This window comes from Stenotrophomonas sp. 05N37, from assembly GCF_056397365.1.
In genome coordinates, this window is record NZ_JBFTNG010000001.1 from 1,173,510 (window position 1) to 1,199,541 (window position 26,032).

Annotated in this window: 24 protein-coding genes; 15 read left to right on the forward strand and 9 right to left on the reverse strand. The window is 69.6% G+C overall.

The features are described 5' to 3' along the window. Positions 1-38: 38 nt before the first annotated feature. From AC1DGC_RS05075 to AC1DGC_RS05085, 3 genes are read left to right on the forward strand one after another with little or no spacing between them, the layout of a single operon-like run. The gene (locus AC1DGC_RS05075; RefSeq protein ID WP_478047341.1) at positions 39-680 is read left to right on the forward strand and encodes a methyltransferase domain-containing protein; all 642 of its coding nucleotides are present in this window, start codon (positions 39-41) and stop codon (positions 678-680) included. A gap of 60 nt (positions 681-740) precedes the next feature. Beyond that, positions 741-1,109 carry a hypothetical protein gene (locus AC1DGC_RS05080; RefSeq protein ID WP_259207642.1) on the forward strand — a complete coding sequence of 123 codons (369 nt, stop codon included), beginning with the start codon at positions 741-743 and terminating at the stop codon, positions 1,107-1,109. A gap of 29 nt (positions 1,110-1,138) precedes the next feature. Further along, positions 1,139-1,462, forward strand: a complete 324-nt coding sequence (locus tag AC1DGC_RS05085) for a hypothetical protein (RefSeq protein ID WP_259207644.1) — start codon at positions 1,139-1,141, stop codon at positions 1,460-1,462. Here AC1DGC_RS05085 and AC1DGC_RS05090 read toward each other — a convergent pair. Further along, positions 1,455-2,243 carry a polysaccharide deacetylase family protein gene (locus AC1DGC_RS05090; RefSeq protein ID WP_259207647.1) on the reverse strand — a complete coding sequence of 263 codons (789 nt, stop codon included), beginning with the start codon at positions 2,241-2,243 and terminating at the stop codon, positions 1,455-1,457. The genes AC1DGC_RS05085 and AC1DGC_RS05090 overlap by 8 nt on opposite strands. Before the next feature lie 58 nt (positions 2,244-2,301). On the opposite strand from AC1DGC_RS05090, the gene grxD reads away from it, so the two are divergent. Continuing rightward, positions 2,302-3,228, forward strand: a complete 927-nt coding sequence (gene grxD / locus AC1DGC_RS05095; RefSeq protein WP_259207648.1) for a Grx4 family monothiol glutaredoxin — start codon at positions 2,302-2,304, stop codon at positions 3,226-3,228. Between the two features lie 403 nt (positions 3,229-3,631). On the opposite strand, the gene AC1DGC_RS05100 is transcribed toward grxD, so the two are convergent. From AC1DGC_RS05100 to AC1DGC_RS05110, 3 genes are all read right to left on the reverse strand, one after another. Beyond that, positions 3,632-4,171 (reverse strand): DUF924 family protein, encoded by a 540-nt coding sequence (locus AC1DGC_RS05100; RefSeq protein WP_478047342.1) that lies wholly within the window; start codon positions 4,169-4,171, stop codon positions 3,632-3,634. A gap of 53 nt (positions 4,172-4,224) precedes the next feature. Then, the gene (locus tag AC1DGC_RS05105; protein ID WP_259207652.1) at positions 4,225-5,001 is read right to left on the reverse strand and encodes an AMP nucleosidase; all 777 of its coding nucleotides are present in this window, start codon (positions 4,999-5,001) and stop codon (positions 4,225-4,227) included. A 611-nt stretch (positions 5,002-5,612) separates the two neighbouring features. Continuing rightward, on the reverse strand, positions 5,613-9,020 hold the full coding sequence (locus tag AC1DGC_RS05110) for an autotransporter domain-containing protein (protein ID WP_478047343.1): 3,408 nt from the start codon (positions 9,018-9,020) through the stop codon (positions 5,613-5,615). 458 nt (positions 9,021-9,478) lie between these two features. On the opposite strand from AC1DGC_RS05110, the gene AC1DGC_RS05115 reads away from it, so the two are divergent. The 6 genes from AC1DGC_RS05115 (at position 9,479) to AC1DGC_RS05140 (ending at position 14,813) form a co-directional block, all read left to right on the forward strand. Beyond that, on the forward strand, positions 9,479-10,891 hold the full coding sequence (locus AC1DGC_RS05115; RefSeq protein ID WP_394164125.1) for an amidohydrolase: 1,413 nt from the start codon (positions 9,479-9,481) through the stop codon (positions 10,889-10,891). Beyond that, on the forward strand, positions 10,888-12,168 hold the full coding sequence (locus tag AC1DGC_RS05120; RefSeq protein WP_394164126.1) for an amidohydrolase family protein: 1,281 nt from the start codon (positions 10,888-10,890) through the stop codon (positions 12,166-12,168). Before AC1DGC_RS05115 ends, AC1DGC_RS05120 begins: the two co-directional genes overlap by 4 nt. A gap of 56 nt (positions 12,169-12,224) precedes the next feature. Further along, positions 12,225-12,863 carry a 2-hydroxychromene-2-carboxylate isomerase gene (locus AC1DGC_RS05125; protein ID WP_259207662.1) on the forward strand — a complete coding sequence of 213 codons (639 nt, stop codon included), beginning with the start codon at positions 12,225-12,227 and terminating at the stop codon, positions 12,861-12,863. An 80-nt stretch (positions 12,864-12,943) separates the two neighbouring features. Beyond that, positions 12,944-13,888 (forward strand): DegV family protein, encoded by a 945-nt coding sequence (locus tag AC1DGC_RS05130; RefSeq protein ID WP_259207664.1) that lies wholly within the window; start codon positions 12,944-12,946, stop codon positions 13,886-13,888. A gap of 64 nt (positions 13,889-13,952) precedes the next feature. Continuing rightward, the gene (locus AC1DGC_RS05135; RefSeq protein ID WP_259207665.1) at positions 13,953-14,291 is read left to right on the forward strand and encodes a hypothetical protein; all 339 of its coding nucleotides are present in this window, start codon (positions 13,953-13,955) and stop codon (positions 14,289-14,291) included. Between the two features lie 87 nt (positions 14,292-14,378). Next, positions 14,379-14,813, forward strand: a complete 435-nt coding sequence (locus AC1DGC_RS05140; protein ID WP_394164128.1) for a hypothetical protein — start codon at positions 14,379-14,381, stop codon at positions 14,811-14,813. Here the strand turns inward: AC1DGC_RS05140 and AC1DGC_RS05145 are convergent. From AC1DGC_RS05145 to AC1DGC_RS05160, 4 genes are all read right to left on the reverse strand, one after another. Continuing rightward, on the reverse strand, positions 14,778-16,268 hold the full coding sequence (locus tag AC1DGC_RS05145; protein WP_478047344.1) for an efflux transporter outer membrane subunit: 1,491 nt from the start codon (positions 16,266-16,268) through the stop codon (positions 14,778-14,780). The two genes, AC1DGC_RS05140 and AC1DGC_RS05145, sit on opposite strands and share 36 nt — an antisense overlap. Next, complete coding sequence (locus AC1DGC_RS05150) at positions 16,265-17,320, reverse strand: HlyD family secretion protein (RefSeq protein WP_394164130.1); 1,056 nt, start codon at positions 17,318-17,320, stop codon at positions 16,265-16,267. The genes AC1DGC_RS05145 and AC1DGC_RS05150 overlap by 4 nt, the downstream gene beginning before the upstream one ends. A gap of 17 nt (positions 17,321-17,337) precedes the next feature. Further along, on the reverse strand, positions 17,338-18,885 hold the full coding sequence (locus AC1DGC_RS05155) for an MFS transporter (RefSeq protein ID WP_478047345.1): 1,548 nt from the start codon (positions 18,883-18,885) through the stop codon (positions 17,338-17,340). Between the two features lie 176 nt (positions 18,886-19,061). Then, positions 19,062-19,976, reverse strand: coding sequence for a LysR family transcriptional regulator (locus AC1DGC_RS05160; RefSeq protein ID WP_449335811.1), 915 nt, complete (start codon positions 19,974-19,976; stop codon positions 19,062-19,064). A gap of 150 nt (positions 19,977-20,126) precedes the next feature. On the opposite strand from AC1DGC_RS05160, the gene AC1DGC_RS05165 reads away from it, so the two are divergent. Further along, on the forward strand, positions 20,127-20,573 hold the full coding sequence (locus AC1DGC_RS05165; RefSeq protein WP_478047346.1) for a universal stress protein: 447 nt from the start codon (positions 20,127-20,129) through the stop codon (positions 20,571-20,573). A gap of 18 nt (positions 20,574-20,591) precedes the next feature. After that, entirely contained in the window at positions 20,592-21,068 is a 477-nt protein-coding gene (locus tag AC1DGC_RS05170) for a hypothetical protein (protein WP_394164134.1), read from the forward strand. A 130-nt stretch (positions 21,069-21,198) separates the two neighbouring features. Here the strand turns inward: AC1DGC_RS05170 and AC1DGC_RS05175 are convergent, their stop codons facing one another. Next, the gene (locus AC1DGC_RS05175; RefSeq protein WP_478047347.1) at positions 21,199-22,653 is read right to left on the reverse strand and encodes a GGDEF domain-containing protein; all 1,455 of its coding nucleotides are present in this window, start codon (positions 22,651-22,653) and stop codon (positions 21,199-21,201) included. 183 nt (positions 22,654-22,836) lie between these two features. Here AC1DGC_RS05175 and AC1DGC_RS05180 point away from each other — a divergent pair, with 183 nt between their 5' ends. The 3 genes from AC1DGC_RS05180 to AC1DGC_RS05190 all read left to right on the forward strand — a co-directional run bounded on the left by AC1DGC_RS05180 (position 22,837) and on the right by AC1DGC_RS05190 (position 25,490). After that, complete coding sequence (locus AC1DGC_RS05180) at positions 22,837-23,802, forward strand: L,D-transpeptidase family protein (protein ID WP_394164136.1); 966 nt, start codon at positions 22,837-22,839, stop codon at positions 23,800-23,802. Positions 23,803-23,806: 4 nt separating this feature from the next. Next, positions 23,807-24,505, forward strand: coding sequence for a M23 family metallopeptidase (locus tag AC1DGC_RS05185; RefSeq protein WP_478047348.1), 699 nt, complete (start codon positions 23,807-23,809; stop codon positions 24,503-24,505). Positions 24,506-24,629: 124 nt separating this feature from the next. Next, positions 24,630-25,490, forward strand: coding sequence for a PA4780 family RIO1-like protein kinase (locus AC1DGC_RS05190; RefSeq protein ID WP_259207686.1), 861 nt, complete (start codon positions 24,630-24,632; stop codon positions 25,488-25,490). The last annotated feature ends 542 nt before the right edge of the window (positions 25,491-26,032 follow it).

Sequence of the window (26,032 nt, forward strand, 5' to 3'; positions counted from 1 at the left end):
TGGCCAAGGAACAGGCCCGCCGCATCGCTGCCGCCTTCATGCCGGCGCAGCGTTTCGGCAACCGACGCGATTACTACTACAGCCGCGGCAAGCTCGGCAGCGATCCGCTGTATCCGGGCGTGCTGGCCGCGCTGCTGCCGGCGCGGGGCGCGCTGCTGGATATCGGCTGCGGCCTGGGGCTGTTGGCGCACGTGCTGCGCCAGGCCGACCAGCAGCGGCCCTACCTGGGCGTGGACATCGATGCGGACAAGATCGCACGTGCCCGCCGCGCCGCCGCCCGCGCGGCGCTGGCGGAGACCCGCTTCGACACGCTGGACGCCAGCGCCACCCTGCCCGCCCACCACGGCAGCGTGGCCCTGCTGGACGTGCTGCAGTACCTGCCGGCCGAGGCCCAGGCCGGCCTGTTGCAGGCCGCGGCCGCGCGGGTGGCGCCGGGCGGTCGGCTGGTGATCCGCACCACCCTGGCCGACAACAGCGGGCGCGACCGCACCACCCGCATCACCGACATGCTGGCGCACCTGGTGGGCTGGATGGGCACCCGCCCGCGCCACTATCCCGATGCGGCCAGCGTGCGCGCACCGCTGGAAGCGGCCGGCCTGCAACTGCAGATGGCCCCGCTGTACGGCAACACGCCGTTCAACAACTGGCTGGTCTGCGCCGAACGTGCCGCGGCCGGCTGAGGGTCGCGTCGCGCGCCGCACGCGCGCATACTCGCGCCCCGATACCGGCATGGAGCCCGCATGACCCCACCTTCGCCCCGCCATTCCGCACTGGGCATCGCCGCGCTGGTGATCAGCGTGTGCGGGTTGGTGATGTTCGCCATCAGCGCGCACTACGCGCATACCCCGGCCCATGCCGAGATGCGTGAGGTGCCGGTGGTGCTGCTGGTGGTGCTGTGCGTCAGCGTCGGGTTGGCGGTGCTGGCCACGTTGATCGGTATCGGCAGCCTGTTGCAGCATCGCCGCCGTCGGGTCACCGGCGTGCTGGCGCTGGGGCTGTCGATCACCCTGCTGCTGGCGCAGTTGTCGCTGGGCAGCTGGATGCGCCAGCAGTGGATCCACTCGCACCCGCTGGCCGCCTGCGCCAGCCAACCGCTGTCGCGGGCCTGAGCCCGCACGTCTGCTTGCAAGGAGTTCCCATGCAGATCCGTCATTCCGGACTGGGCATTGCCTCGTTCATCCTGTCGCTGGGCGGCGGGGTGCTGATGTTCCTGCTGATCGTGCTGGCCGGCGTCGCCGAGCTCAGTACCCCGGGCGGCATGGACGAAGGCGCGCCGGCGACCGTGATGATCGGGCTGGGCATCATCGGCGCCGGCCTGGTCGAGCTGGTGGCGCTGGCGCTGGGCGTGGCCGGGGTGCTGCAGCGCGACCGGCGCAAGGTGCTGGCGATTCTCGGCCTGGTGTTCTCCTGCGGCGCGCTGCTGGGCACGGCCGGGCTGTTGCTGCTGGGGCTGCTCAGCTGAGCGTGGCGTCCGGCAGTTCGGCGCGCAGGCCACGGTCCTGCAGCGCCTGCAGCACCGCTTCGATGATGGCCAGGTTGTGCCCGTGGGCGGCGCCCTCGTGCAGCAGCACGATCGCGCCGGGCCCGAGCTGGGCGGCGATGCGTTCCACCACCGCCGCCGGCTGGCAATCGACGCCGTCGTAGCCGCGCGCGCTCCAGCCAACCCGGGTGAGCTGCCACTGCTGCAGGGCCGGCGCCACGAAGGGGTTGGTCATGCCCACCACCGAGCGGTACCAGCGCGGCGGCTGCCCGGTGATGGCGGTCAAGGCCTTCTGGCACTCGCCAATCTCGGCGGCCATCGCGGCCAGCCCCAACCGCCAGAAGCGGGTCTGCGGATGGCGGTGGCTGTGGTTGCCCAGGGTGTGCCCGCGCGCCAGCATCTGCCGCACCAGGTCGGGCTGGGCCAGGGCGCGCTCGCCGACCAGGAAAAAGGTGGCCTTGGCCTGGTAGCGGTCGAGCAGGTCCAGTACGGCCGGGGTCTGGTCGGACGGGCCGTCATCGATGGTGAGCCAGACCCGCGGGGCGCTGCCCGGCAGGCGGCTCAGCACGGGCGCATAGAAGCGGCTGTTGGGCAGGAAGACGGGCACCATGAACAGGGCATGGGAGGCCACCATGAGGGGCAGGCCGACGGGCCAGCCCAGGCGCAGCCAGGCGGCCGCGACGAGCAGCTGGGAGAGCAGCAGCCACGGCAGCCAGCGCCAGGGGCGCCGGGGAATGCGATGCAACGTTTCCGGTACGGTCATGCCCCATGATGCCATGCCGCGTAGAATGTCCGGTTCCAAACGCCGGACCCTGACCGTCATGTCCCTTGATCCCGCCCTGCGCTCGCGCATCGAAACCATCCTCAACGCCAACCGCGTCGTGCTGTTCATGAAAGGGCAGCCGGGCATGCCGCAGTGCGGGTTCTCGGCCAAGGCCGTGGGCGCGCTGCAGGACCTGGGCGTGGACTTTGCCCACGTCAACGTGCTGGCCGACCAGGAAATCCGCGAAGGTATCAAGGCCTACGGCGACTGGCCGACGATCCCGCAGCTGTACATCGATGGCGAGCTGGTGGGTGGCAGCGACATCCTGCTGCAGATGGCCGGCAGCGGTGAGCTGAGCAGCATGCTCGGGCTGGCCGCGCCGGACCGCACGGCGCCGTCGATCACGGTGACGCCGGCGGCGGTGGAGATGCTGCGTGGCGCACTGGCCGACGCGCCGGGCGCGTCGCTGCAGCTGGGCATCGATGCCAACTTCCAGCCGAACTTCCAGCTGGCACCGCATGACGACAACGCGATCGCGGCCGAATCGAACGGGCTGCGGGTGCAGTTCGATCTGGCCAGCGCGCGCCGCGCCGAGGGCATCACCATCGATTGGGTGGACGATATCCGCGGCAAGGGCCTGGCGATCGACAACCCGAACGCGCCACGCGCGGTGAAGGAGCTGTCGGTGCGCGATGCGGACGACCAGCGTCGCGCGGGCCGCCTGATGGTGGTGGACGTGCGTCCGGCCGACGAGCGTGCGATCGCTGCGATCGACGCGCCGTTCGAGACGTTCGACGGCGACAACCGCGCGCGCCTGGAAGCGCTGCCGAAGGACACCGCGCTGGGCTTCCTGTGCCACCACGGCGGCCGCAGCGCGCAGGCAGCCGAGCAGTTCCGTGCGCTGGGTTTCAGCAACGTGCACAACATCACCGGCGGTATCGACGCCTGGTCGAACGATGTGGACAACAGCGTGCCGAAGTACTGATCGTCGGTTGCGATGTTTTGAACAAGAACGCCGGCAATGCCGGCGTTTTTTTGTTGAACGCAACGGCCGGGGCAACGGCGGCGAGTGCACGGCTGTACTGGCTTGGGCGGATACGGGCGGGCATGCGGGACACGCCGCAAGTACATCCCTGTAGGCTCCTTTTGCGCCATCCATGGCGCAAAACGGGTCCCGCACGCCCACCCGCACCCGCCCTTGGACAGTTGGCTGGTGCGCGTTGAAAAAGCGGCTCGAACGCAGCGGCAGCAAACGCGCGATGCATGCTTCGATCCTTCGCTCTTCCAAGGCCACCGGGCAACCGCGCGGGCGCGCAGACGTTCAGCCTTCGCGCCATTGGGGCACCCACGACTCGCTGACGTCCCTGCGTAGTTGAATTCCGCAGGCGTCAGCCGGCGAAACCGCCCTCGGCCAGGTAGTCCAGCTCGGCGGCGGTCGGCATGCGGCCCAGGACCGCGTTGCGGTGTGGGAAGCGGCCGAAGCGACGGATGATGTCGCGGTGCAGTTCGGCGTACTGCAGGTATTCCTTGTCGCCCAGCGCGTCGAACATGGCCACCGAACGCTCCTGGTCCTGCGGATCCTCGGAGTGCTCGAACGGCAGGTAGATGAAGGCGCGCAGCTTGGGCACAAGCTGCAGGTCCAGGCCCTCCTCCACCGCGCGCATGGCGTAGTGCCGGGCCAGGCCGTCGGTGGCGTAGGAGTGGGCGGTGTCGCGGAAGCAGTTGCGCGGGAACTGGTCGAGCAGGATCATCAACGCCAGCGCGCCGTCGGCGCTGCCGAGCCAATGCTCGCGCGCACGCCGGGCCGCGGCGACGTGTTCGTCCAGGAACGCCTGGCGGAACCGCGCATCGAACGCGTCATCGCGCCTGAACCATTGTTGTGGGCCGGCGTTGCGCCAGAACTCCACCACTTGTGCCGCCACGTCCATTCACTACCCCTGAGGGCGGTGCGTCCCCAAGACGCCCGCCGGTGCGATTGCCATCACTCGTCAAAGCGCAGGTGGCGGACCGACTTGCCGTTGCGCCGTATAAGCTTAAGCGCCTCGATACCGATCTGGATATGGTTTTCGACGAACTGCGAGCTGACCTTGGCGTCGGAGGCCTCGGTCTTGACCCCGTCGGGGATCATCGGCTGGTCGGACACCAGCAGCAGGGCGCCGATCGGGATGTGGTTGGCAAAGCCGGCTGCGAACAGGGTGGCGGTTTCCATGTCGATGGCCATGCAGCGCATCAGCCGCAGTTTTTCCTTGAACGCCTCGTCATGTTCCCAGACCCGGCGGTTGGTGGTGTAGACCGTGCCGGTCCAGTAATCGTGGCCCAGGTCGCGGATGGTGGTGGAGACCGCGCGCTGCAGTGCGAAGGCCGGCAGGGCCGGTACTTCCGGCGGGAGGTAGTCGCTGGAGGTGCCCTCGCCGCGGATGGCGGCGATCGGCAGGATCATGTCGCCCAACTGGTTCTTGCGCTTGAGGCCACCGCACTTGCCCAGGAACAGCACCGCCTTGGGCATCACCGCCGACAGCAGGTCCATCACGATGGCCGCGTTGGGACTGCCCATGCCGAAGTTGATCAGGGTGATGTCGTCGCTGGTCACGCTGGCCATCGGCCGGTCCATGCCCTGCACGGGCGCACCGGTCAGGTGCGAGAACGTGTGCAGGTAGCCGCCGAAATTGGTCAGCAGGATGTGCTGGCCGAATTTATCCAGGGGCACGCCGGTGTAACGCGGCAGCCAGTTTTCAACGATTTCCTGCTTGTTCTTCATCCCGCGATTTCCGTCCGGCACATGATTCATGTGCGCCTATTCTGGGGATGGGGAAGCAACAAGCAAGCAAAAAAGGTTCTTCTTCCCGTGGCAGGGAGCGATCGGTTCCAAGGGCCGTGGCGCACGGTGGACGACGGTGCGCGTGCGCGCCATGCAGTTCGTGCGGCGCGTGGATTGCGGGGGCGTTTCCGATCGGGTCTGTCGCGTGCGTGAGGGCCCTGTCGCGCGCGTGAGGGCCCCGTAGCGGCCGGTAGGCCCCTGGTGCAAATGTCCCCCGGCCGCGGAGCGGCCTCCTCCTTTATTTTGCCCAGGGGCCTACCGGCCGCTACGGGGCTCGGCTTGCGGAAACAAGTAGGAAAGCTGGTTTCGGAAGGCCGTCGGTGGGTCGGGCGCTTGGCCCACCTGCCCCTGGAGGCGAAATAAAGGGGGAGGTGGCGGCTGCAGGCCGACGCCGGAGGCATCGCCGGAAAGGGTCTGGGTGCCCAGCGCCCGACCCACCGACCAGCGCCTGGAAAGCTCAAGAACGCGCTTCGTCCCTGCAACGTGGCTGGGAGACAGACAAGAAAAAGGCGGCCATTGGCCGCCTTTTTCCCGTTACCGGTAGTGCCCGATCAGAACTGCACGGACCAGCGGGCGGTCACGCCGTGGTCGCGCGACTCGCTGCCGAACTGGCCGTTGTAGCCCAGTTCCAGCTGGTTGCGCGGGCTCAGCCAGGCCGACAGGCCCAGCTCGGCTACCACCGCGTGGTCGGCGATGGCGGCACCGCTGACGGTGAAGCCGTTGCCGCTGCCCAGCGCCAGGTCGGCGACCTGGTTGCGGTCGCCCCAGGCGCGACGGTAGCCGACGCCACCGCGCACGTGCAGCCAGCTCTCCTGCTGCCAGGATGCCTTCAGGCCACGGTCGAAGCGCACGCCGGCGGTGCCGACGTTGCTGCGGGTGTCGCCCACGTTGCCGTGCAGCGCCGCAGCGCCGCCCTGCTCGTTGATGCCGTCCACGTCCACTTCGACGCGGGCCAGCTGCAGGTAGGGCTCCAGGCCCGCTTCGGCGCCGCCGATGCGGTAGGCACCCTCGACGAAGACCTGGCGGGTCTTGGCGTCGTAACGGGCCGTCAGCGTGTCCTGGTAACCGGCGAAGGCCAGTTCGCGCTTGCTGTCCACGTCATGACGGGTGTAGCCCAGGCCGGCGCGCAGGCCGAAACCGCCCCACTGGTTGCCCACGTAGGCACCGAAGTGGGTGTTGTCGATTTCCGCGCGGGCACGACGGCCCTGGCCCTGCTTGCTGTCGGTACGACCGGTACCGATCAGCCCGCCCACCTGCCAGCCGTTGCCGAACTGGTGGTCGGCACCGACCAGCAGGCCGTTGCTGTTGCTTTCGGTACGCGCCGCGTTGGCGTCGCCGTCCAGCTTGCCGCTGCCACCGATCGCCTGCACCCAGGCACCGCTGACCGCGCCATCGTCAGCGCCCGGTGCACGTGCACCGATGCTGCGGCTGAGCGCGGCATCGCGCAGGTAGCGGCTGCTTTCCACCAGCGCCATCGGCGCGGCGGCATGCACTTCACCGCTCAACGCATCCAGTGCCGCGCCGACCTGCGCCGGGAACAGCTGGGTCAGCGGCTTGGGCAGGCCCTGGTTGAATGCCAGGCCATCGGCGGCATTGGCCACCGCCAGCTGGTTGGCGGTTTCGGCAGCGGCCGACAACGCGTTGCCACGGGTCACGTCGATGCGCATGCCCTGTGCGTCATAGGTCATGTTGAACTGCAGGAACGGCGAGAAGGCGCTGAAGTCGGTGGTCGCGAAACGACCGTTGACGCCGCCATCGGCCACCAGGAAGTTGAACTGCTCGCCCAGGTAGTAATAGCCCGCTTCCGGCAGTGCCTTCAGGGTGCCGTCCAGGGTGGCGGTGCCGGTGACGTGCAGCTGGTCGCTGCGGCTGCCCGGGGCCAGTTCGGCCTGGTAGACGCCGCTGGCGGTCTGCACGTAGTTGCCGTTGATGGTCAGCGTGCCGATCGAGTTGCCCGGCGCGATGATGCCCTCGACGCGGGTGTCGCCGAGGGTGCCGACGCCCTTCAGGGTGCCCTTGGCGCCCACGAGCGTGGTGCCGCCGGTCTGCACGCCATTGAACGAGACCACGCCACCGGTGATGTACAGGTCGGTGTTGTCGAGCACGCCGCTAGCATTGACGCGGCTGCTGCCGCCGATGTTGATCAAGGTCATGTCGCGCAGCGTGCCGTTGAGCAGGAACTGGCCACCGGTGACGTCCAGCGAGGAGGTCAGCGTGTTGACGCCGTCCAGCTCCAGCACGCCCTCACGCACGATCGCGCCATTGAAGCTGTTGTCGCCGCTCAGGCGCAGCCAGCCGATGCCCGACTTGGTCAGCTTGCCCGGGCCGCCGATGTCGTTGGTCCAGTCGTCCCACGCATCGCCTTCCCACACCTTCAGGCCGCCGGCCTTGGTGTTCATCACCACGTCGGTGTCCACGCGCAGCTCGCCGTAGCCTTCGACGGCCTTGGCCAGATTCATCAGGCCCCAGCCGTAGACGTCGTCCACGCCGGTCGCACCGAGATCGGTGGCGGTGGTCAGCAGCACGTCACGCACCTGCGCGCTGGTCAGGTACGGGAAGCGCTCGAACAGCAGGCCCAGCGCGCCGGTGACGTGCGGTGCCGCCATCGAGGTGCCGGTCATCACGTCGTAGCTGTAGGTCGGCACGCGCTCGAGCACGTCCAGCAGGACATTGCCCTGCGCGTCCGCGAGCAGCTGCGCATCCAGCGCCGAATCGCTGCCGTAGACGGTCGACAGAATGTCGGTACCCGGTGCAGCCAGGCACCAGTTGGCGCTGAAGCCGCAGCGGTTGGAGCTGATGTCCAGCACGTAGCCACCGGCCTGGTCCTGGCGAACGTTGACCACGCTCAGCCAGTCCTGCTCGATGTCGCTGAACAGACGCGGCAGGGAGGCGTAGATGCCGGCGATCGGTGCCTGTTCCGGCGTGGCGGCGTTGGCATTGTTGTTGCCGGCCGCCCACACCTGGATCATGCCCTTGCTACGCGAACCTTCCGCGAAGATGTCCAGGTACTCGGCATTGTTGGCGTACAGCAGGTCCAGGGTGGCCAGGTCGGTCGGCTCGTTGGTCAGGCCCCAGCTGTGGTTGATCGCGCGCACGCCCTGGTCGTTCATCTGCGCGTACATGTCTTCGAACGCGCTGTCGTCCGGGCCGATGCCGCCCACGCTGACGACGCGGTAATCGCCGCCGCCCACGTCCGTCCACATCTGGGCACTGTTGAAGAACAGCTTGGCCGCGGTCAGGTCCGCGCCGAAGGCAACACCATGGGTGCCGTTGCCATCACGGTTGGCCGCGATGGTGCCGGCCACGTGCGTGCCATGGGTCTGGAAATGGATACCGGCCTGGAGGTAGCGTGGATCGGACTCGATGATGTCGCGGATCGCCTGCGGCACGCTGGGATCGTAGGTGACGTACTCGATCGAGACGTCGTCGCCGTCGCTGGCAAAGCAGGCATCGGGACCATCGATCAGCGTGGTGTTGGTGCAGCGGGTGCCGTCGGGCAGCAGGTCGGCGATGCGCAGGCTGCGGTGGTCCTTGCCGGCGAAGTCCGGGTGGTCCAGGCCAGAGCCGCTGTCGAACACGCCCAGGCGGATGCCCTTGCCGGTCAGGCCGCGCGCGTAGGCGGCATCGGCGTTGATCGCGCCCAGGCCCCAGTCGGCGTTGAACTCGGCGCTGCGCCAGCTTTCGGCGTTGCCCGGGATGCCGTTGATCGGGCCCGGGGCCGGGGCGGCCGCCGGCTGGATGCCGCCGATGTTGGCGACCGTGGCCGTCGGCAGGTCCAGGCTGAAGGCCGCGCGCTGCAGGGCGCGCTGCTGCTGGTAGGTGGAAAGGGTGTCGGCGGCGGGACTGGCCAGCGCGGGTACCGCGAGGGCGGCCAGCAGGGTTCCGGTGATGGCCGATGCCAGCAGGCTCGGCGACGGACGACGACGTGCGGTGACGCGGGACGAAGAAACGTGGGTCATCTTGAGACTACTTCCTTGAAGTGATTCGGGCTGCACTACCGCAAGCGATATCGGCAGCCGCACAGAAAAATGCATGCCATTCCATATGACACGCACGCCAAGCGTAATCGATTGTTCACAAAACTTTTACAATTTGTGGGCATAAGCCGACACGACGGATGCCCGTCGGTGTACGTCCGTGTGGATCGCCTGCGGGCGACCTGCTTCCTCCTCCTGCACCGTCGCAGAGGGCGGCCCTGCCACGGTGTGACGCGGCATACACAACCCGTACGACGCGCCATCCAAAATTTCGGACATCAACACGCTAACCATTGGCGAAGCAAATGAGTATCAGGGAATCCCCCACAGTGATGCGTCCGTCACCGCGGGCGGCACCGCGCGCATGAGCTTCGCCACTTGGCAAACGCACCGGGTACCGGCTAGCGTCGCCCGATCCGTCCATGCCGCACCGGGGAAACATGCGCACACGACTGACCGCCGGCCTGGGCCTGGCGCTGTTCTCGCTCGCCGCACCGTCGGCGCCCGCGGCGTCGCGCTTCGTGCAGGACCCCTACCCCAGCACCTACGCGGCGATCGCCTCGGCGCCGGTGCTGATCCGCAATGCGACCGTGCTCACCGGCACCGGTGCCCGCCTGGAGCAGACCGACGTGCTGCTGCGCGATGGCCGCATCGCCGCAGTCGGCACGGCGCTTGCCGCCCCGACCGGCACGCGTGAAGTGGACGCGCGCGGCAAGTGGGTCACCCCCGGCATCATCGACGTGCATTCGCACCTGGGCGTGTACCCCAGCCCGGGCGTGAGCGCCCACAGCGACGGCAACGAGATGACCGCGCCGGTCACCGCCAATGTGTGGGCCGAGCACTCGGTGTGGCCGCAGGACCCCGGCTTTGCCGCGGCGCTGGCCGGCGGGGTGACGTCCATGCAGGTGCTGCCCGGCTCGGCCAACCTGGTCGGCGGCCGTGGCGTCACCTTGAAGAACGTACCGGCCACCACCTACCAGGCGATGAAATTCCCGGGGGCGCCCTGGGGCCTGAAGATGGCCTGCGGCGAAAACCCCAAGCGTGTCTATGGCGGTGGCAAGGGCGTGGCCCCGGGCACGCGCATGGGCAACGTGGCCGGTTACCGCGCCGCCTTCATCGACGCCAGCGAGTACCTCGCCAAGAACGCGCCGAAGAAGCCGGCGAAGAAGAAGCGCTGGTTCGGCGGCGACGACAAGGGCGACAGCGCCGGCGATGCCGGTGGCAAGCGCGACCTCAAGCTGGACACCCTGGCCGGCGCGATCCAGGGCGACATCCGCGTGCATATCCACTGCTATCGCGCCGATGAAATGGCCACCATGCTGGACCTGTCCAAGGAGTTCGGCTTCAAGATCGCCGCCTTCCACCATGCCGTGGAGGCCTACAAGCTGTCCGACCGGCTGGCGGCCGAGGGCGTCTGCGGCGCGCTCTGGGCCGACTGGTGGGGCTTCAAGATGGAAGCCTTCGACGGCATCCAGGACAACATCGCCCTGGTCGACCGCCCGCCCAACAGCTGCGCGATCGTGCATTCCGATTCGCCCGAAGGCATCCAGCGGCTCAACCAGGAAGCGGCCAAGGTGATCGCCAATGCGCGCCGCGCCGGGATCCAGATCGCGCCCGAGCGCGCGATGATGTGGTTGAGCTACAACGCCGCGCGCGCGCTGGGCGTGGAGAAACAGACCGGCAGCCTGGAGGCGGGCAAGATGGGCGACGTGGTGGTGTGGAACGGCAGCCCGTTCAGTTCCTATGCGCAGGCCGAGCAGGTCTACATCGACGGCCACCAGGTCTACGAGCGGGGCGATGCGCGGCGGCAGCCGCTGTCGGACTTCATGCTGGGCCAGGAGGCGCAGCCATGAGCCGGTCGTCGGGTATTCCCGCGCGTTGCCGGGCATGGCTCGGCGCCACCCTGCTGCTGGCGGTCCTGCCGGCGCAGGCGCAGGACCTGCTGGTGCGCAACGCCACCGTGCATACCGCCAGCGCGCGCGGCAGCCTGGAACACACCGACGTCCTGGTCCAGGGCGGCATCATCCGCGCGGTCGGCACGGGCCTGTCGGCGCCGGCCGGGGCCAGCGTGGTCGAGGCCGCCGGCAAGCCGCTGACCCCGGCCCTGTTCGGCGGCATCACCGACATCGGCATCGACGAGGTCTCCGGTGAATCGACCACGGTGGACAGCGCGCTGAAGCTGGCCGACCAGCCGCTGCGCCCGGAATTCGACGTCAGCCTGGCCTACAACCCGGCCTCGGTGCTGATCCCGGTGGCGCGGCTGGACGGGATCGGGTTCACCGCGCTGGGGGCCAACAGCGGCGGTGGCTTCATCGCCGGCCAGGGCGGGGTGGTGCGGCTGGATGGCAGCGCCGATCCGATCGGGCCGCTGGCGCTGTACATCCGCCTGGGCGCATCCGGGGCGGAGCTGACCGGCAGCTCGCGTGCCGCGCAGTGGATGCTGCTGGAGCAGATGGTCAGCGAAGCCCGCGGCCGGGTGCCGGCCGATTCGCCGCATGCGCTGCTGACGCCGGCCGGGCGCGCCACGCTGGCCCGCTACCTCGCGGGCCAGGGCCGGCTGGTGGTGCAGGTGGACCGCGCCGCCGACATCCGCCAGCTGCTGCGCTGGGCCACGCGCGAGAAACTGAAGATCGCCATCGCCGGCGGCGCCGAGGCCTGGCGCCTGGCACCGCAACTGGCGCAGGCCAACGTGCCGGTGTTCGTGGATGCGCTGGGCAACCTGCCGAGCAGCTTCGACCAGCTCGGCGCGACCCTGGAGAACGCCGCGCGGTTGCGCGCGGCCGGGGTGCAGGTCAGCTTCGCCCAGCGCGACGATGCCTCGCACAACGCGCGCAAGATGCGGCAACTGGCCGGCAACGCGGTGGCCAACGGGCTGCCGTGGCAGGACGCGCTAGCCGGGTTGACCCGGGTGCCGGCGCAGGTGCTGGGCGTGGGCGACCGGATCGGCAGCATCGAGGTCGGCAAGCTGGCCGACCTGGTGCTGTGGGAAGGCGATCCGCTGGACGTCGGCCACTATGCCGAGCAGGTCTGGCTGGGTGGCCGGGCAATGCCGATGCGTTCGCGCCAGACCGAGCTGCGCGACCGCTACCTGGCCCCGGCCACCGCCGAGCCGCGCGCATACTCGCGCTGAGCCCCCTTCCGCGGCGGGGGAGCTCCCCTCGCCGCCCCTGCCTGAAAGGACGCGCCATGGCGCTGCGCTGGTACTTCGATTTCGTCTCCCCGTTCGCCTACCTGCACTGGCAGCAGCTCAAGGCGCTGCCGCAGTTCGAGCAGATCATCCCGGTGCCGATCGCGCTCGGGGCGGTGCTGCACCACCTGGGCAACCTCGGCCCGGCCGAGATCCCGGCCAAGCGCCGCTTCACTTACCGCCAGGTGCTGTGGCAGGCGCAGCAGCAGGCGGTGCCGCTGCGCTTCCCGCCGGGCCACCCGTTCAACCCGCTCGCGGCCTTGCGGCTGTGCCTGGCCGCCGAGGCCAGCCACCGGGCAGTGGACATCCTGTTCAACTGGATCTGGCGCGATGGCCATGCCGCCGACAGCGCCGCCGCGCTGGCCCTGCCCGGCGCCATGCTGGACGTGGCCGACGTGGCTGCGGCGGTCTCGGCGCCCTCGGTGAAGGAGCAGCTGCGGCAGAACACCGAGGCGGCGATCAGCGCCGGCGTATTCGGGGTGCCCACCCTCTCCATCGACGGCGAACTGTTCTGGGGCAACGAAGCGCACGGCCTGATCCAGGCAGTGCTGGCCGACCCCGGCATGTTGCAGCGCGGCGAATGGAGCCGGATCGACGCCCTGCCGGTCGCCGTCGAGCGCAGCCGCCCCTCAAGCTGACTGGCGGCTCAGGCAGGCCGGCCGTTTTTGGGATAGCTTTCACATTTCCGAACCTACAACCTGCCCGGAGGGGGCCCAGGATGCGCATCGGAATTGTCGTCGACTCTGCCTGCGATTTGCCGCAGGACTTCATTGAACAGCACAACATCGTGCTGCTGCCGATCACAGTGCGCATTGGCGAAGCCGTGCTTGCCGACCACCGCGACGAGCAGGCCACGCTGAGTTTCCTGCACGCCCACGTTGCCGAACACGGCGCCGAGGCGGAGACCATCCCGTTCAGCGTCACCCAGATCCGGGATCTGTTCCTGGGCAAGCTGGTGATCGATTACGACCATGTGTTCTGCATGACGATCACCCGCACCCGCAGCCCGATCCATGACAACGCCATGCAGGCCAGCTTCGCGATCCTCAACGACTACAAGCCGGTGCGCCAGGCGGCCGGGTTCAACTCGCCGTTCGCGTTGCGCGTGCTCGATACCCAGAACCTGTTCGCCGCCCAGGGCGTGACCGCGGTGGAAGCGGTGCGCCTGCGCGAGAGCGGGGCCAGCGTGCAGCAGATCCGTGAGCGGCTGGAAGCCTTGGCGCAGAACGTGCACGGCTACATGGTCACCCGCGACCTGTACTACATGCGCGCCCGCGCCCGGCACAAGGGCGACCGCAGCGTGGGCCTGCTCAGCGCCGCGCTGGGCAGCGCGCTGGACATCAAGCCGGTGCTGCATGGCTACCGCGGCGAAACCGGACCGGTGGCCAAGATCAAGGGCTTCGACAACGCGGTGCAGAAGCTGTTCGATTTCGTCGGGCAGCGGGTCACGGCCGGGCTGATGACGCCCACCGTGTGCCTGAGCTACGGCGGCGAACTGGCCGACCTGCAGGCCCTGCCCGGCTACGCCAACCTGCGCCAGACCTGCGAGACACACGGGGTGCAGGTGTTCGAGGCGGTGATGAGCCTGACCGGCATGGTCAACGTCGGCAAGGGCGCGGTCACCGTCGGCTTCGCCGATGGCCCGCATACGTTCAGCGGCTGAGCGCGATGTGCACGCCGATTGCACTGCGCCTCTGCCAGCCTTGCAGCATTCAACGGAGGTAACCATGTCAGCGCAGTACCACATCAGCCTGCCGGACCCGTCCAAGGCCCGCGGCAACGATTCCGACCTTTCCTTCCATTCGCAGAGCGCGGCCGGCTTCGCCGAAGAACTGCAGGACGCGCTGCGCAGCACCGCGCTGTTCGAGAAGTGGCGCGCCAAGCAGCCCGACCCGGACGCGGTGGAAGCGCAGTGGGGCGCAACCGACCCCGACGCCACCGTGACCGGTTCGCAGGATGACCTGCGGATCAACCTGGTCGCCACCACCCGCATCGACAGCGACGTGTTCAAGCAGCGCCTGCGCATGCTGGCCGGCCACCACTGGGAACTGCGCGACGTGCGCTGAAGGACGTCACGGTGGTAACGTGCCGACCGCACCTGCCACCGCTGTCACCGCCAGCCAACGGGGCCGCCACACAGGCGGCCTCTGCACATGGGCCTTCCCGTGGATCCGACGCTCACGTCCCTGCTCGAACGCACCAACCTCGACGAACTGCTGGCGCCGGAAAAGCCTGCGCCCGGCGACGGGCCGGTGGACGGTCCCTCGACCCGGCCGCGGCCCCGCACCCCGTCCCGCGCGCCGCAACCGCCCGCCCCCCGGGCCGCCGCCGTCGACTACGAGATCCGCAGCCCGATCGCGCGTGGCTGCATCCTGCTCATGCTGGGCGGCCCATGCATCGGCATGGGCTTGCTGCTGATGGAGAAGTGCTGGAGCGGGCCGGTCGAACACCCGGTGTTGTCCATGATGGGGACGGGGGTGGCACTGCTGATGATCGCGGCCGTCCCTTATCGCCTGCTCGGCCGACGCCCGGACACGCCGGTGGCCACGCCCTCACCTGGCAGAAGCGTGCAGGCCCGGCGCCCCTGACGCGGACGATGCGCGCGACGCACCCGCCCCGTCGGCCACCGGCTGCCAGCCCCCGCCCAGCGCGCGATACAGGTCCACCCGCGCGATCGCCGCCGCGGCCTGGCTGTTGGCCAGCGCAGCCTGGTTGTCCAGCGCAATGCGCTGGGTGCTGAGCACGTCGAGCATGTCCACCACGCCAGCCTGGTACTGGCGTCGCGCCGCGCCCAGTGCGCGCTCGCTCTCCGCCACGGCCTCCTGCAGCGCCGCTCCGCGCTGCTGCTCGGCTGCGTAGCCATCGATCGCATCGTCCACTTCGTGCCAGGCCTGCAGCACCGTGCGCTGGAACTGCATCGCCGCCTGTTGCTGCTGCAGCCGGCTCACGGCGAGGGTGGCCTTCAGGCGACCGCCCTGGAAGAGCGGCAGGCTGATCGCCGGCCCGATGCTGAAACGGTGCGCGTTCCAGCCGTCCAGGGCATCCAGCTGCTGCGACTGGAACCCGGCATCGCCAGTGAGGCTGATGCGCGGCAGGAAGCTGGCCTTGGCCACGCCGATCGCGGCGGTGGCGGCATGCAGCGCCGCCTCGGCGCGGCGGATGTCCGGGCGCCGTTCGGCCAGTTCGCTGGGCAGGCCGGTGGCCATCGCCGGCAGTGCCGGCCAATCGCGGCGGGCGTCGGCGAGCTGGGCGTCGAGCGCGTGCGGCGGCTGGGCCAGCAGCATCGCCAGGGCATTGCGCAGCTGCGCGTCGCGGTGCTGCAACGGCGCCACGCGCGCCTCCAGCGCGGCCACCTGCGCCGCCGCGCTGGCCACCTGCAGCGTACTGGCCACGCCCTGGCGCTGGCGCGCCCCGGTCAGCCGCGCGATGTCGCGCGCAATGCGCAGGTTGTCTTCGGTGATCGCCAGCAACTGGCGGGTGGCACGCAACTGCAGGTAGCTTCGCGCGGTCTCGGCGAGCACCACGGTCTGCACCGCATGCGCGTCCTCGTCGGCAATCCGCACGCGCGCATCGGCCGCTTCCAGCTGGCGGCGCACGCGGCCCCACAGGTCCAGTTCCCAGCTCAACCCGATTCCGGCCTGGAACAGGCCGTAGTCTTCGCGCCCACCATGGCCGGACGGATCACTCAGCCCCACTTCGCTGTTGCGGGCCCGCACTCCGCTGGCCGTCGCGCCGAGCGCGGGCAGCCGGTCGGCGGCGCTGACGCCACGCGCGGCGCGGCTCTGCTGCACGCGGTTGGCGGCCAACTGGATGTCCAGGTTGGCCAGCCGGGCCTGCACAGCCAAGGCAGCCAATGTTGGATCCTCGAAGCCTGCCCACCATTGCGCGTCGCTGGCAAACGCATCGTGCTCCACCGCGACGCCGTCCCACCGGGTGGGCAACGCGGCGGCTGGCCGGACGAAATCCGGCCCGAGCGTGCAGGCCGACAGCGCCACGCACAGCGCGCCGAGCGACAGCGCCCGCCACTGCACCGCGCCGGTCACGCCCCTTCTCCCGGCAGGCCGCGGCGGCCACTGTCCAGGTCCACGCTGGCCTCCACCGACATGCCTGCACGCAGCTGGCCGAGCAGCGGCTGGTCCTTGTCCAGCACGATCTTGACCGGAATGCGCTGCACCACCTTGGTGAAATTGCCGGTGGCGTTTTCCGGCGCGACCGCGGCGAAGGTCACCCCGGTGGCCGGGGCGATGCTGTCGATGTGGCCGCGCAACGGCTGCCCGGGAAACACATCCACCTGCAGGGCCACCGCCTGGCCGGCGTGCATGCGGGTCATCTGGGTTTCCTGGAAGTTGGCCACCACGAACGCCTGCTGCAACGGCACCACCGCGAGCACGGCGGTGCCCGGGGTGAGGTAGGCGCCGACCCGGATCGCGCGGCGGCCGACCACGCCGTCGATCGGCGCGCGCAGTTCCGTGTGCGACAGGTCCAGCTCGGCCCGCGCCTGGGCGGCTTCGGCGCGCTGTACCGCCGCCTGCGCCGCCTGCACGCCGGCGTCGAGGATGCCGGTGCGCTGGCGTGCGGTAAGCAGTGCCGCGCGTCCCTGCTGCAGGTGCGCGCTGGCCACCGCCTGGTGCGACTGCGCCTGCTGCGCGTTCTGCACGGTGCCGGCGCCATCGCGGGCCAGCGCGCCGTAACGCTGCTGGTCGGCCTGGGCCAGGGTCAGTTCGGATTCGCTGACCGCCAGCGTGGCACGCGCCTGGTCGATCAGCGAGCCCTGCTGGGCCAACGCGGCCTGCGCATTGGCCAGCTGCGCGCGTGCATTGGCCAGGTCCGCGCGCGCGGCGGTCAAGGCGACCTGGTAATCGCGGTCGTCGATGCGCGCCAGCACATCGCCGGCCTTGACCGTCTGGTTGTCGGCCACCCGCACCTCGCTGACGAAGCCGGCCACCTTGGGCGCCACCACGGTGAAGTCGGCGCTGACGTAGGCATTGTTGGTGCGCTGGTGGCGGCCGTCACGCAGCAGCAGCCAGCCGCCGGTGGCAAGCACGACCACGCCCAGGGCGATGATCAGGGGAACGTGTTTTCTGGACTCGGACATGGGGGATTTCCTGGAACTCAGGCCACGGCACGTGGCGGGAAGATGCGGGTGGGCAGCCACGGGATCAGCGCGATCAGCGCGATCGCGACCATGGCGACCAGCAGGTAAAGATCGGCCGAGGTCAGGGCGACCACCTGCGCATGCAGGCGCGTGCCGAGCGACGGCGCAGCGCCGATGTCCAGTCCCGGCGCGTTGCCCAGGCGGTCCACCAGGACGGTGGAATGGAAGTGGCTGCGCACGGTGGTGGCTGCCTCCAGCACGCCACCGGCCAGCACGGCGGCAAAGCCCTTGACCGTGTTGAACCAGGCCGAGGCGAACGGACCGTCGGCCGGTGCCAGACCGCCGGTGGCGAGCATCAGCAAGGGCAGCACAGCCATGGGCTGGGCGAAGATCTGCACCAGTTGCATCACGATGAAGTTGTCGCGGTTCCACTCGGTGGTGAGCTGCGCCCCCATCCAGCAGGCCAGCCCCAGCATCGCCAGGCCGATGGCCTGCACCCAGCGCGCATCGACCCGGCGCTGGTTGAGCAGGGTGGCCACCAGTGGCAGCGCCAGCAGTTGCGGGATGGCCACCCACAGCAACAGCGGTGCGATCTGCAGCGGCCGGTAGCCGTGCACCTTGGCCAGGAAGCTGGAGGGAATCAGGATCACCGCGAGCAGCACGAACAGCACGCCGCCCAGGGTGATGAGCGCGTAGCTCAGGTTGCGGTTGGCCAACAGTTGCAGCTTGAAGAACGGCAACGGGTGCGACCATTCGTTGTACAGGAACAGCACCAGCAACCCGCTGCCGCCGCCCAGCAACGTGCAGATCAGCGGCGAGGCGAACCAGTCCAGCCGCGGCCCCTGGACCAGGCCGAGCACCAGCATCACCAGTGCCGGCAGGCCCAGCGCCAGGCCCAGCCCGTTGAACTGGGCCAGGCGCTCCAGCCGCAGCGGATCCTGCGGCAGTCCCCACGCCACCATGGCGATCGCCGCCAAGCACCACGGCACGATCTGCCAGAACGCCCACTGCCAGCCCACGTACTCCACCCACAGGGCGGCCATCGGCGTGCCCAGGCTCGGGCCGAACGTAGCGGTCAGCGCATAACCGGCCAGCCCGTACAGCTTGATGCCCGGTGGCAGGAAGCGCAGCGCCACGCTCATCAGCAGTGGCGGCAGCGCGCCCCCGGCCAGGCCCTGCAGCGCACGCAGGATCAGGAACGACGGCAGGTCCGGCGCCAGCGGGCACAGCACGCCCAGCAGCATGAAGGCGGCGATCATGCACACCGCGAAACGGCGCAGCGAGAAAGTCACCGCGCACCAGGGCGCGAAGGCCATCGCACTGACCGACATCGCCGTGTACAGCGCCACGATCCAGCTGCCGTCATCGACGCTGAAGCCCATCGCGCCGCGGATATCGGCCAGCGCCACCTTGGTGACGTTTTCGTTGATGCCGGAGATCAATACCGCCAGCAGCACGCCGCACAGGCCAACGCCCAGGCGCACGCCGAACAGCGCCTGCACAGGCGCGGCGGGCGCGGGCGGCGGCAGGGTCGCGGCGATCGACGCGGCGGCCGGCGTACTCATCGGGCATCACCGGCCGTGGGGCGGTGCACGGTAAACAACAGGGACATCGCATCCACTCCGGGACAGGGAGCGGCAGTCTAGGCAGCGCCGATGCTGCGAAAAATGCTGTGTCGACCAATCCTGGAATGCGTCAGGCGCACGCCTGAAGTCGCCCCCGGGAGCGCGGTCGATCGCGCTCAGATGCCCGCGAGGCTGGACTCCCCGTCGCACATCGCCTTGATGCTGCGCCGCAGCCAACGATGCGCCAGATCGCTGTCCAACCGCGGATGCCATGCCTGTACGACAACCACGCTGCGCACCGGGATGGGCAACGCGAACAGGCGCAGCGGCACGCCCAGCCGCTCCAGCCGGCCCAGCATCACGCTGGGCATCTGCGGCAGGATCAAATCCGAATCGGCGGCGGCGAAGATCGCCGAGTGGAAGGTCGGCATGATCTGCGCCACCCGCCGGCCCAGGCCGAGCGCGGCCAGCTCCTCATCGATGGGGCCGTGCGACACCCCGCGGCGGGACACCGCGATGTGGTGGAACGCAGCGAAGCGCTCGGCGCTGATCTCCTCGGCGAAGATCGGGTGGCCGTCGCGCGCGGCGCCCAGGAACGAGGTACTGAACAGGTTCTGCACCTTGGTGTCGGCGCCATGCCGGCCGGCGGTGCTGATGTGCAGATCGATGCGCCCCTGCTGCATCGCGTCGTCGTCACCGTCGCCCTCGGGCACGAAGCGCAACACCGCACACGGCGCCTGGGTCTGGAACAGCTCACGCATGCGCCCGCCGTAGGTGCCGATGAACACATCGTTGGCGCGGATGCTGAAGGTGCGCTCGAGGGTGAGCATGTCGACCGCGCGGCCGGCGTTGAACACGAGGTGGGCCTGCTCGATCACCTCGCGCACCTGTTCGCGCAGTTGCAACGCGCGCGGAGTGGGCGCCAGCCCGCGCCCGGAGCGCACCAGCACCGGGTCACCGACCGCCTCGCGGATGCGGCCCAGGGTGCGGCTCATCGCCGGCGCGCTCAGGTTCATCCGCCGCGCCGCGCCAACCACGCTGCACTCCTCGATCAACACGTCCAGGGCGAGCAGCAGGTTCAGGTCAGGCATGGCGGCGGCAGGTCAGGGCGGGAAGGCATCCACTTTACGGCATGCCAAATTCGCCACCCGTGCGTTTCACGCAACCCATGCCTGCGGCGCACGGCATGGGTGCGGTGCTGGCTTTGCGCCACCATCGGCCTCCCCCCTGGCGAGATGCCCATGTTCCAGACCCTCCTGGTCGCCCTCGATGGCGGCCCCCAGCACGCCCAGGTGCTGGCCCTGGCCGCCTCGATGGCGACCCCGCGCACCCGCCTGCACCTGGTCTGCGTGCTCGACCCGGCCTATGCGCTGGACGATGACGCCCCACGCAACGATCGCCGTGAATACCCCGCCGCCGAGGACCAGCGCCACCAGGCCCGGCGCCTGTTGGACAGTGCCCTGGCGCAGCTGCGCGAACAGGGCGTGGACGGCGTGGCCAGCCACCCGGCGGGCGAGCCGGCGCAGGTGCTGTGCGACTACGCACGCGCACACCATTGCGATCTCATTGTCATCGGCCACCGGCATCTTTCCGGCATGGAACGGCTGTTCGAGCGTTCCGTCGGCCGCTGGACCATCGACCACGCGCCCTGCCCGGTGCTGGTGGAAGTTCGTGACGCCGCCCCCTGATCCTTCTGCAGGCCCGCCATGCCCTATCGCTCCCCCACCTCGCCCACGCGGGTGAGTTATCACTCCATCGGCCGCCGCTGCAACCTGGTCGAGCAACGCCTGCTGTGCGCGCTGCGCCGTGTCGGCGACCCGGCCACCCGCGTCGAGGCCGTCGCGCTGCTCGATGGCCTGGGACTGGACGCCGATGGCACCCGTGCCTTCACCGAGCTGGTGCCCCTGCTGCCGACCGGCCAGGCACCGATCGACCTGTTGCAACCGGGTTCGCCATTCATCGGTGCCACCGAACTGGACCTGCTTGCCTGCGTGCACCGGTTGTCGCAATGGCGGCGGCCGCAGCCGCGCGTGGACCGCGACACGGCCGAGGTCACCGCCCTGCGCAGCCAACTGGCACGCTGCGCGCGCAGTGCCCGCGATGCACGCCTCGGCCTGCGCCTGACCACACTGTCGCCGGTGGGACTGCGCCTGCTTGATCCATCGGCGTGGGTACGCACCTGACTGGATCGCCAGCTGCTGCGCAGGCAGCCTCGCGCCGCATTGGCCCCCACCCCGGTGCTGGCCAGGCCTCGCAGGGCAGCCGCCGTGGACCCCGGGCTGCCCCACCAGAACGACGACACCGCGCAACCGCTCAGGTGGGGCGGGCAGCATGGGCCATGGCATCGGGCGGGTGGCCTTCAACCACGCGATTGCGGCCGGCGTGCTTGGCCTCGTACAGCGCCACGTCCGTTGCGGCCAGCAGCGACCCGGGATCGGCGAGGCCGACCTGGCCGACCCATGCCACGCCGATGCTGACGGTCACGCCGATCTGGCCGACCGCATCGGGGGCGGCCAGGCGCAGGCGCTCCACCGCGCGGCGCATCGTCTCGGCCAGCGCCAGCACGCCCTCGCGCGAGGTGGACGGCACGACGACGGCAAATTCCTCGCCGCCATAGCGGGCCACCACGTCGGTGCCGCGGGTGGCGCAACCGGCCAGCGCGGTGGCGACCGCACGCAGGCAGGCATCCCCCAGCGGGTGGCCGAAGCGGTCGTTGAACTGTTTGAAGTGGTCGATGTCCACCATCAACAACCCCATGCCCTGCCCGCTGCGCCGCGCCCGGCTCCACTCGGCCTGCAGCACCTGGTCGAACTGGCGGCGGTTGGCCACCCCGGTCAGGTCATCCACCCGCGCCAGCACGTCAAGCTGGTCCTGGCGCTCCATCGCGCGCACCTGCATGACCACCCCGCGCAGGCCGGAGCCCAGCGTGGCCATCGCGAACCCGACCACCGCCAACCCTGCGTGCGTGTCCACCATCAGCGCCGAGACCACCAGCAACGCGGCCGGCAGGATCAACGGACTGCCCGCGCGCACCGCCAGGGTGAGCCGGCGCGGCGAGGTGTCGGCGCGTTCCGGATCGCCACGCAGCGCCATCCCCGCCAGCAGCAGGAACGGTGCATCGATCAGCACGTCGGTGAGCCCACCGTAGCTGGCCTCGGTGGCCACGTGGTTGATGTACAGGGCCATCAGCATGTAAAGCCACGCGTAGATCGCCAGCGTGCGGAAAAATACGCGCCGCGCGGCATCCCCGCTGGCCAGGTAGCGCACCAGCGCGAACACCGCGATGAACAGGTTCTCGATGTCGAACATCAGGCGCAGGTTGTCCACGCCCGGCGCCGGCGCGTCGCTCAGGGTGGCGAAGGAAAAGGTGTGCACGAAGAACAGGTAGCCCAGCAGCAGGGCCAGCGCACCATCGATGACGATCAGGTACCACGGCTCGTGGCGCGGATGGGCCATCGCGAAGGTGAGCGGCACCCCGTACAACACGTACAGCAGCATGCTCGCCCCGGGCGTGGCATCGGCGTTGCCCAGGCCGATCTCCTGGTACATGTTCAGCGCCATGCCGCCAGCCCATAGCAGCATGCCCAGCGCCAGCGACAGCCAGCCCACCCGCATGTCGCTGCGCCACGCCCGCCGCGCGCAGGCCAGCGCCGCCAGCAGCGGTGCGCCGACCAGGAACGAGAACGAGACCGCCTGCGCGTGGCCAGGCAACAGCACCAGGGCCACTCCGTGGCACAGCATGTACAACGCCGCCAAGCCTGCCGCCATGCGATCCCCTGTCCGGATGCGGTGTCGGCCCACCCTACCGCATTTGTGGAGCGGCGCCGATCCGCGATGTGATGCGCTTCACAACCTGTGCACGACAGGACACTCAGCTGCGCGTCAGCGATTTCACGGCCCGCGTGCAGGCCGCTGCGGCAAGGTGCAGGCGACCCTGTAGTGGAGCCTTCGATGCCCTTGCGCCCGCGTGCCACCCTTTCGCTTCTCGTCCTTGCCCTGGCCAGCGCGGTGCCCGCGCTTGCCCAGCAGCCGGCCACCTTGCCGGCCCCGATCGCCGAATCCAGCGCGCCCTCCACCGGGCCGCGCTCTGACTTCCACGCGCAGGTGTTGCTGGACCGGGCGCATTTCTCGCCGGGCCAGATCGACGCGCTGCCCGGCTCCAACCAGAAGCGCGCGGTGGCCGGCTTCCAGGCCGCGCGCGGGCTCAAGGTGACCGGTGAACTGGACGATGCCACCTGGCAGGCGCTGCAGCCGGAGGCCACCCCGGCGCTGGCGCGCTACACCCTCACCGCCGAGGACGTGGCTGGCCCGTTCCAGCCGGTGCCGAAGAAACCGGCCGACCAGGCCAAGCTGAAGGCGCTGGGCTTCGCCTCGGTGGAGGAAGCACTGGGCGAGCGTTTCCACGCCTCGCCGGACCTGCTGCGCGCCCTCAATCCCGGCGTGGACCTGGGCAAGGCCGGCAGCGAGATCCAGGTGCCCAACATCGCCGCGGCCACGTTGCCGAAGGCGGCCAAGCTAGTCATCGACAAGTCCGATTCGACGCTGCGCCTGTATGACGCGCAGGGCAAGGTGTATGCGCAGTTCCCGGTGTCCTCGGGCAGCAAGCACGACCCGTTGCCGATCGGGCAATGGAAGATCCTCGGCATCTCGCGCGACCCCACCTTCCACTACAACCCCAAGCTGTTCTGGGACGCGAGCAAGAAGGAAAGCAAGGCGCTGCTGCCGCCCGGCCCGAACAATCCGGTCGGGCGGGTCTGGATCGATATTTCCAAGCCGCACTATGGGCTGCACGGCACACCCGAGCCGGGCCACGTGGGCAAGACCGAATCGCACGGCTGCGTGCGCATGACCAATTGGGATGCACTGCTGGTGGCCGACGCGGTGGACGCCTCGGTACCGGTGGTCATGCAGGAGTGAGCCGATGAGCCTGCCAAAGCTGCTTGCATTGGGACTGGTGATCGGCGTGGTCGGCTGGTGGTGGCTGGGCCCGCGCGCGCCCTCGCCGGGACTGGCGGCGCCCGCTGCCAGCGCCCTGCCCGCCGCCGCACGCGCCGAGCCCGCCGCGCTCACCGCGCCGGCGCGTGCGTTGCCGGCAGCGATGGCCGGCACGACGCCGGCACCGACGGCACCCGCGCCCGCTGCACCGTTGGCGGCCCCGGCCGGCAGCCCTGGTGGCGCGGGCGCGCTGCTGCTCCCGGTGCAGGGCATCGGCGCCGCGCAGCTGCAGGACACCTTCACCGACGCCCGCAGCGAGGGTCGGGTGCACGATGCGATCGACATCCTCGCGCCCGCCGGCACCCCGGTACTGGCGGTGGCCGATGGCACCATCGAGAAGCTGTTCGACAGCGATCGCGGCGGCCTGACCGTCTACCAGTTCGAGCCGGGCGGCCGCTACTGCTACTACTACGCCCACCTCCAGCGCTACGCGGACGGGCTGGCCGAGAAGCAGGCGGTCACCCGCGGCCAGGTCATCGGCTACGTGGGCAGCACCGGCAATGCCAGCCCCGAGGCCCCGCACCTGCACTTCGAGATCCACCGGCTGGGGCCGGAAAAGCAGTGGTGGAAGGGCGAATCGCTCAACCCCTACCCGGTTCTGCGCGGGGATCAGGGGCTGCCGTAAGCCGCCCCGGGGCCACGCCTGAACCGCTTGAACGGGCCGCCGATGGCCGGCCCGCCCCGAAGATGCGAAAATCCCTTCCCCTTCCAGGCGGGCGCATCGGCGCCGGCCGCATTCCCGAGATTCCGTGAAGACCCCCCAAGGACTGCAGGCGCTGATCGACGACGGCGTGATCGATGAAGTAATGCGCCCGCTCAAGAGCGGCAAGGAAGCGGCCGTGTACGTGGTGCGCAGCGGCGACGACGTGCGCTGCGCCAAGGTCTACAAGGACATGGCCCAGCGCAGCTTCCAGCAGCGCGTGCAGTACCAGGAGGGCCGCAAGGTGCGCGGCAGCCGCGAGGCGCGTGCCGTGGGCAAGGCCAGCAAGTATGGGCGCAAGCAGCAGGAAACCGCCTGGAAGAACACCGAGGTGGACGCGCTGTACCAGCTGCGCGACGCCGGCGTGCGCGTGCCCGAGCCGTACGGTTACTACCATGGCGTGCTGGTGATGGAACTGGTCACCGACGCCGACGGCTTCTCCGCTGCGCGGCTGGGCGAAGTGGAACTAGAGCCTGACCAGGCCCGGGAGTTCCACCAGACCCTGGTCCGCCAGGTGGTACGCATGCTCTGCTGCGGCCTGATCCACGGCGACCTCTCGCCGTACAACGTGCTGGTGGGCCCGGATGGCCCGGTGGTGATCGACTTCCCGCAGGTGGTCAGTGCCGGCGGCAACAATGCCGCACGCAGCATGCTGCTGCGCGACGTCAACAACCTCACCGCCTACCTCGGCCGTTTCGCCCCGGAGCTGCTGGACAGTTGGTACGGCGAGGAGATGTGGGCGCTGTTCGAAGCGGGTGAGCTGTTGCCCGACAGCGCGCTGACCGGCACCTTCGTGCACGACGAATCGACCATCGACCTGGACAGCGTGCGCCACGCCATCAACGATGCGCGCGAAGAAGCGCTGATCCGCCAGCAGGGCCGCGAGGCGGCCGAAGAAGAAGACGCGTAGATCCACGCCATGCGTGGATGAAACGCCCGGGATCGGCGCCACGACCGGGCAGCCATCCGGCATGGGGGCAGCCACCCATGGGGTGGCTCTACGCGTGCTCCGTTGGGTTGATCCAGGGGATGCGTGGCGGCTGGTTGCGTAGATCCACGCCATGCGTGAATGAAACGCCCGGGATCGGTCCCGCGCCCGAGCAGCCATCCGGCATGGCGGCAGCCACCCATGGGGTGGCTCTACGCGTGATCCGTTGGGTGATCCACGGGATGCGTGGTGGTTGGTTGCGTAGATCCACGCCATGCGTGGATGAAACGCCCGGGATCGGTCCCGCGCCCGGGCAGCCATCCGGCATGGCGCTAGCCACCCATGGGGTGGCGCTACGCGTGATCCGTTGGGTTGATCCGCACGCGATGCATGGCTGCGTCGCGGTTCGGCATGGCGCTAGCCACCCATGGGGTGGCTCTACGCGTGCTCCGTTGGTTGATCCGCACGCGATGCGTGGCTGTGTCACGGTTCGGCATGGCGCCAGCCACCCATGGGGTGGCTCT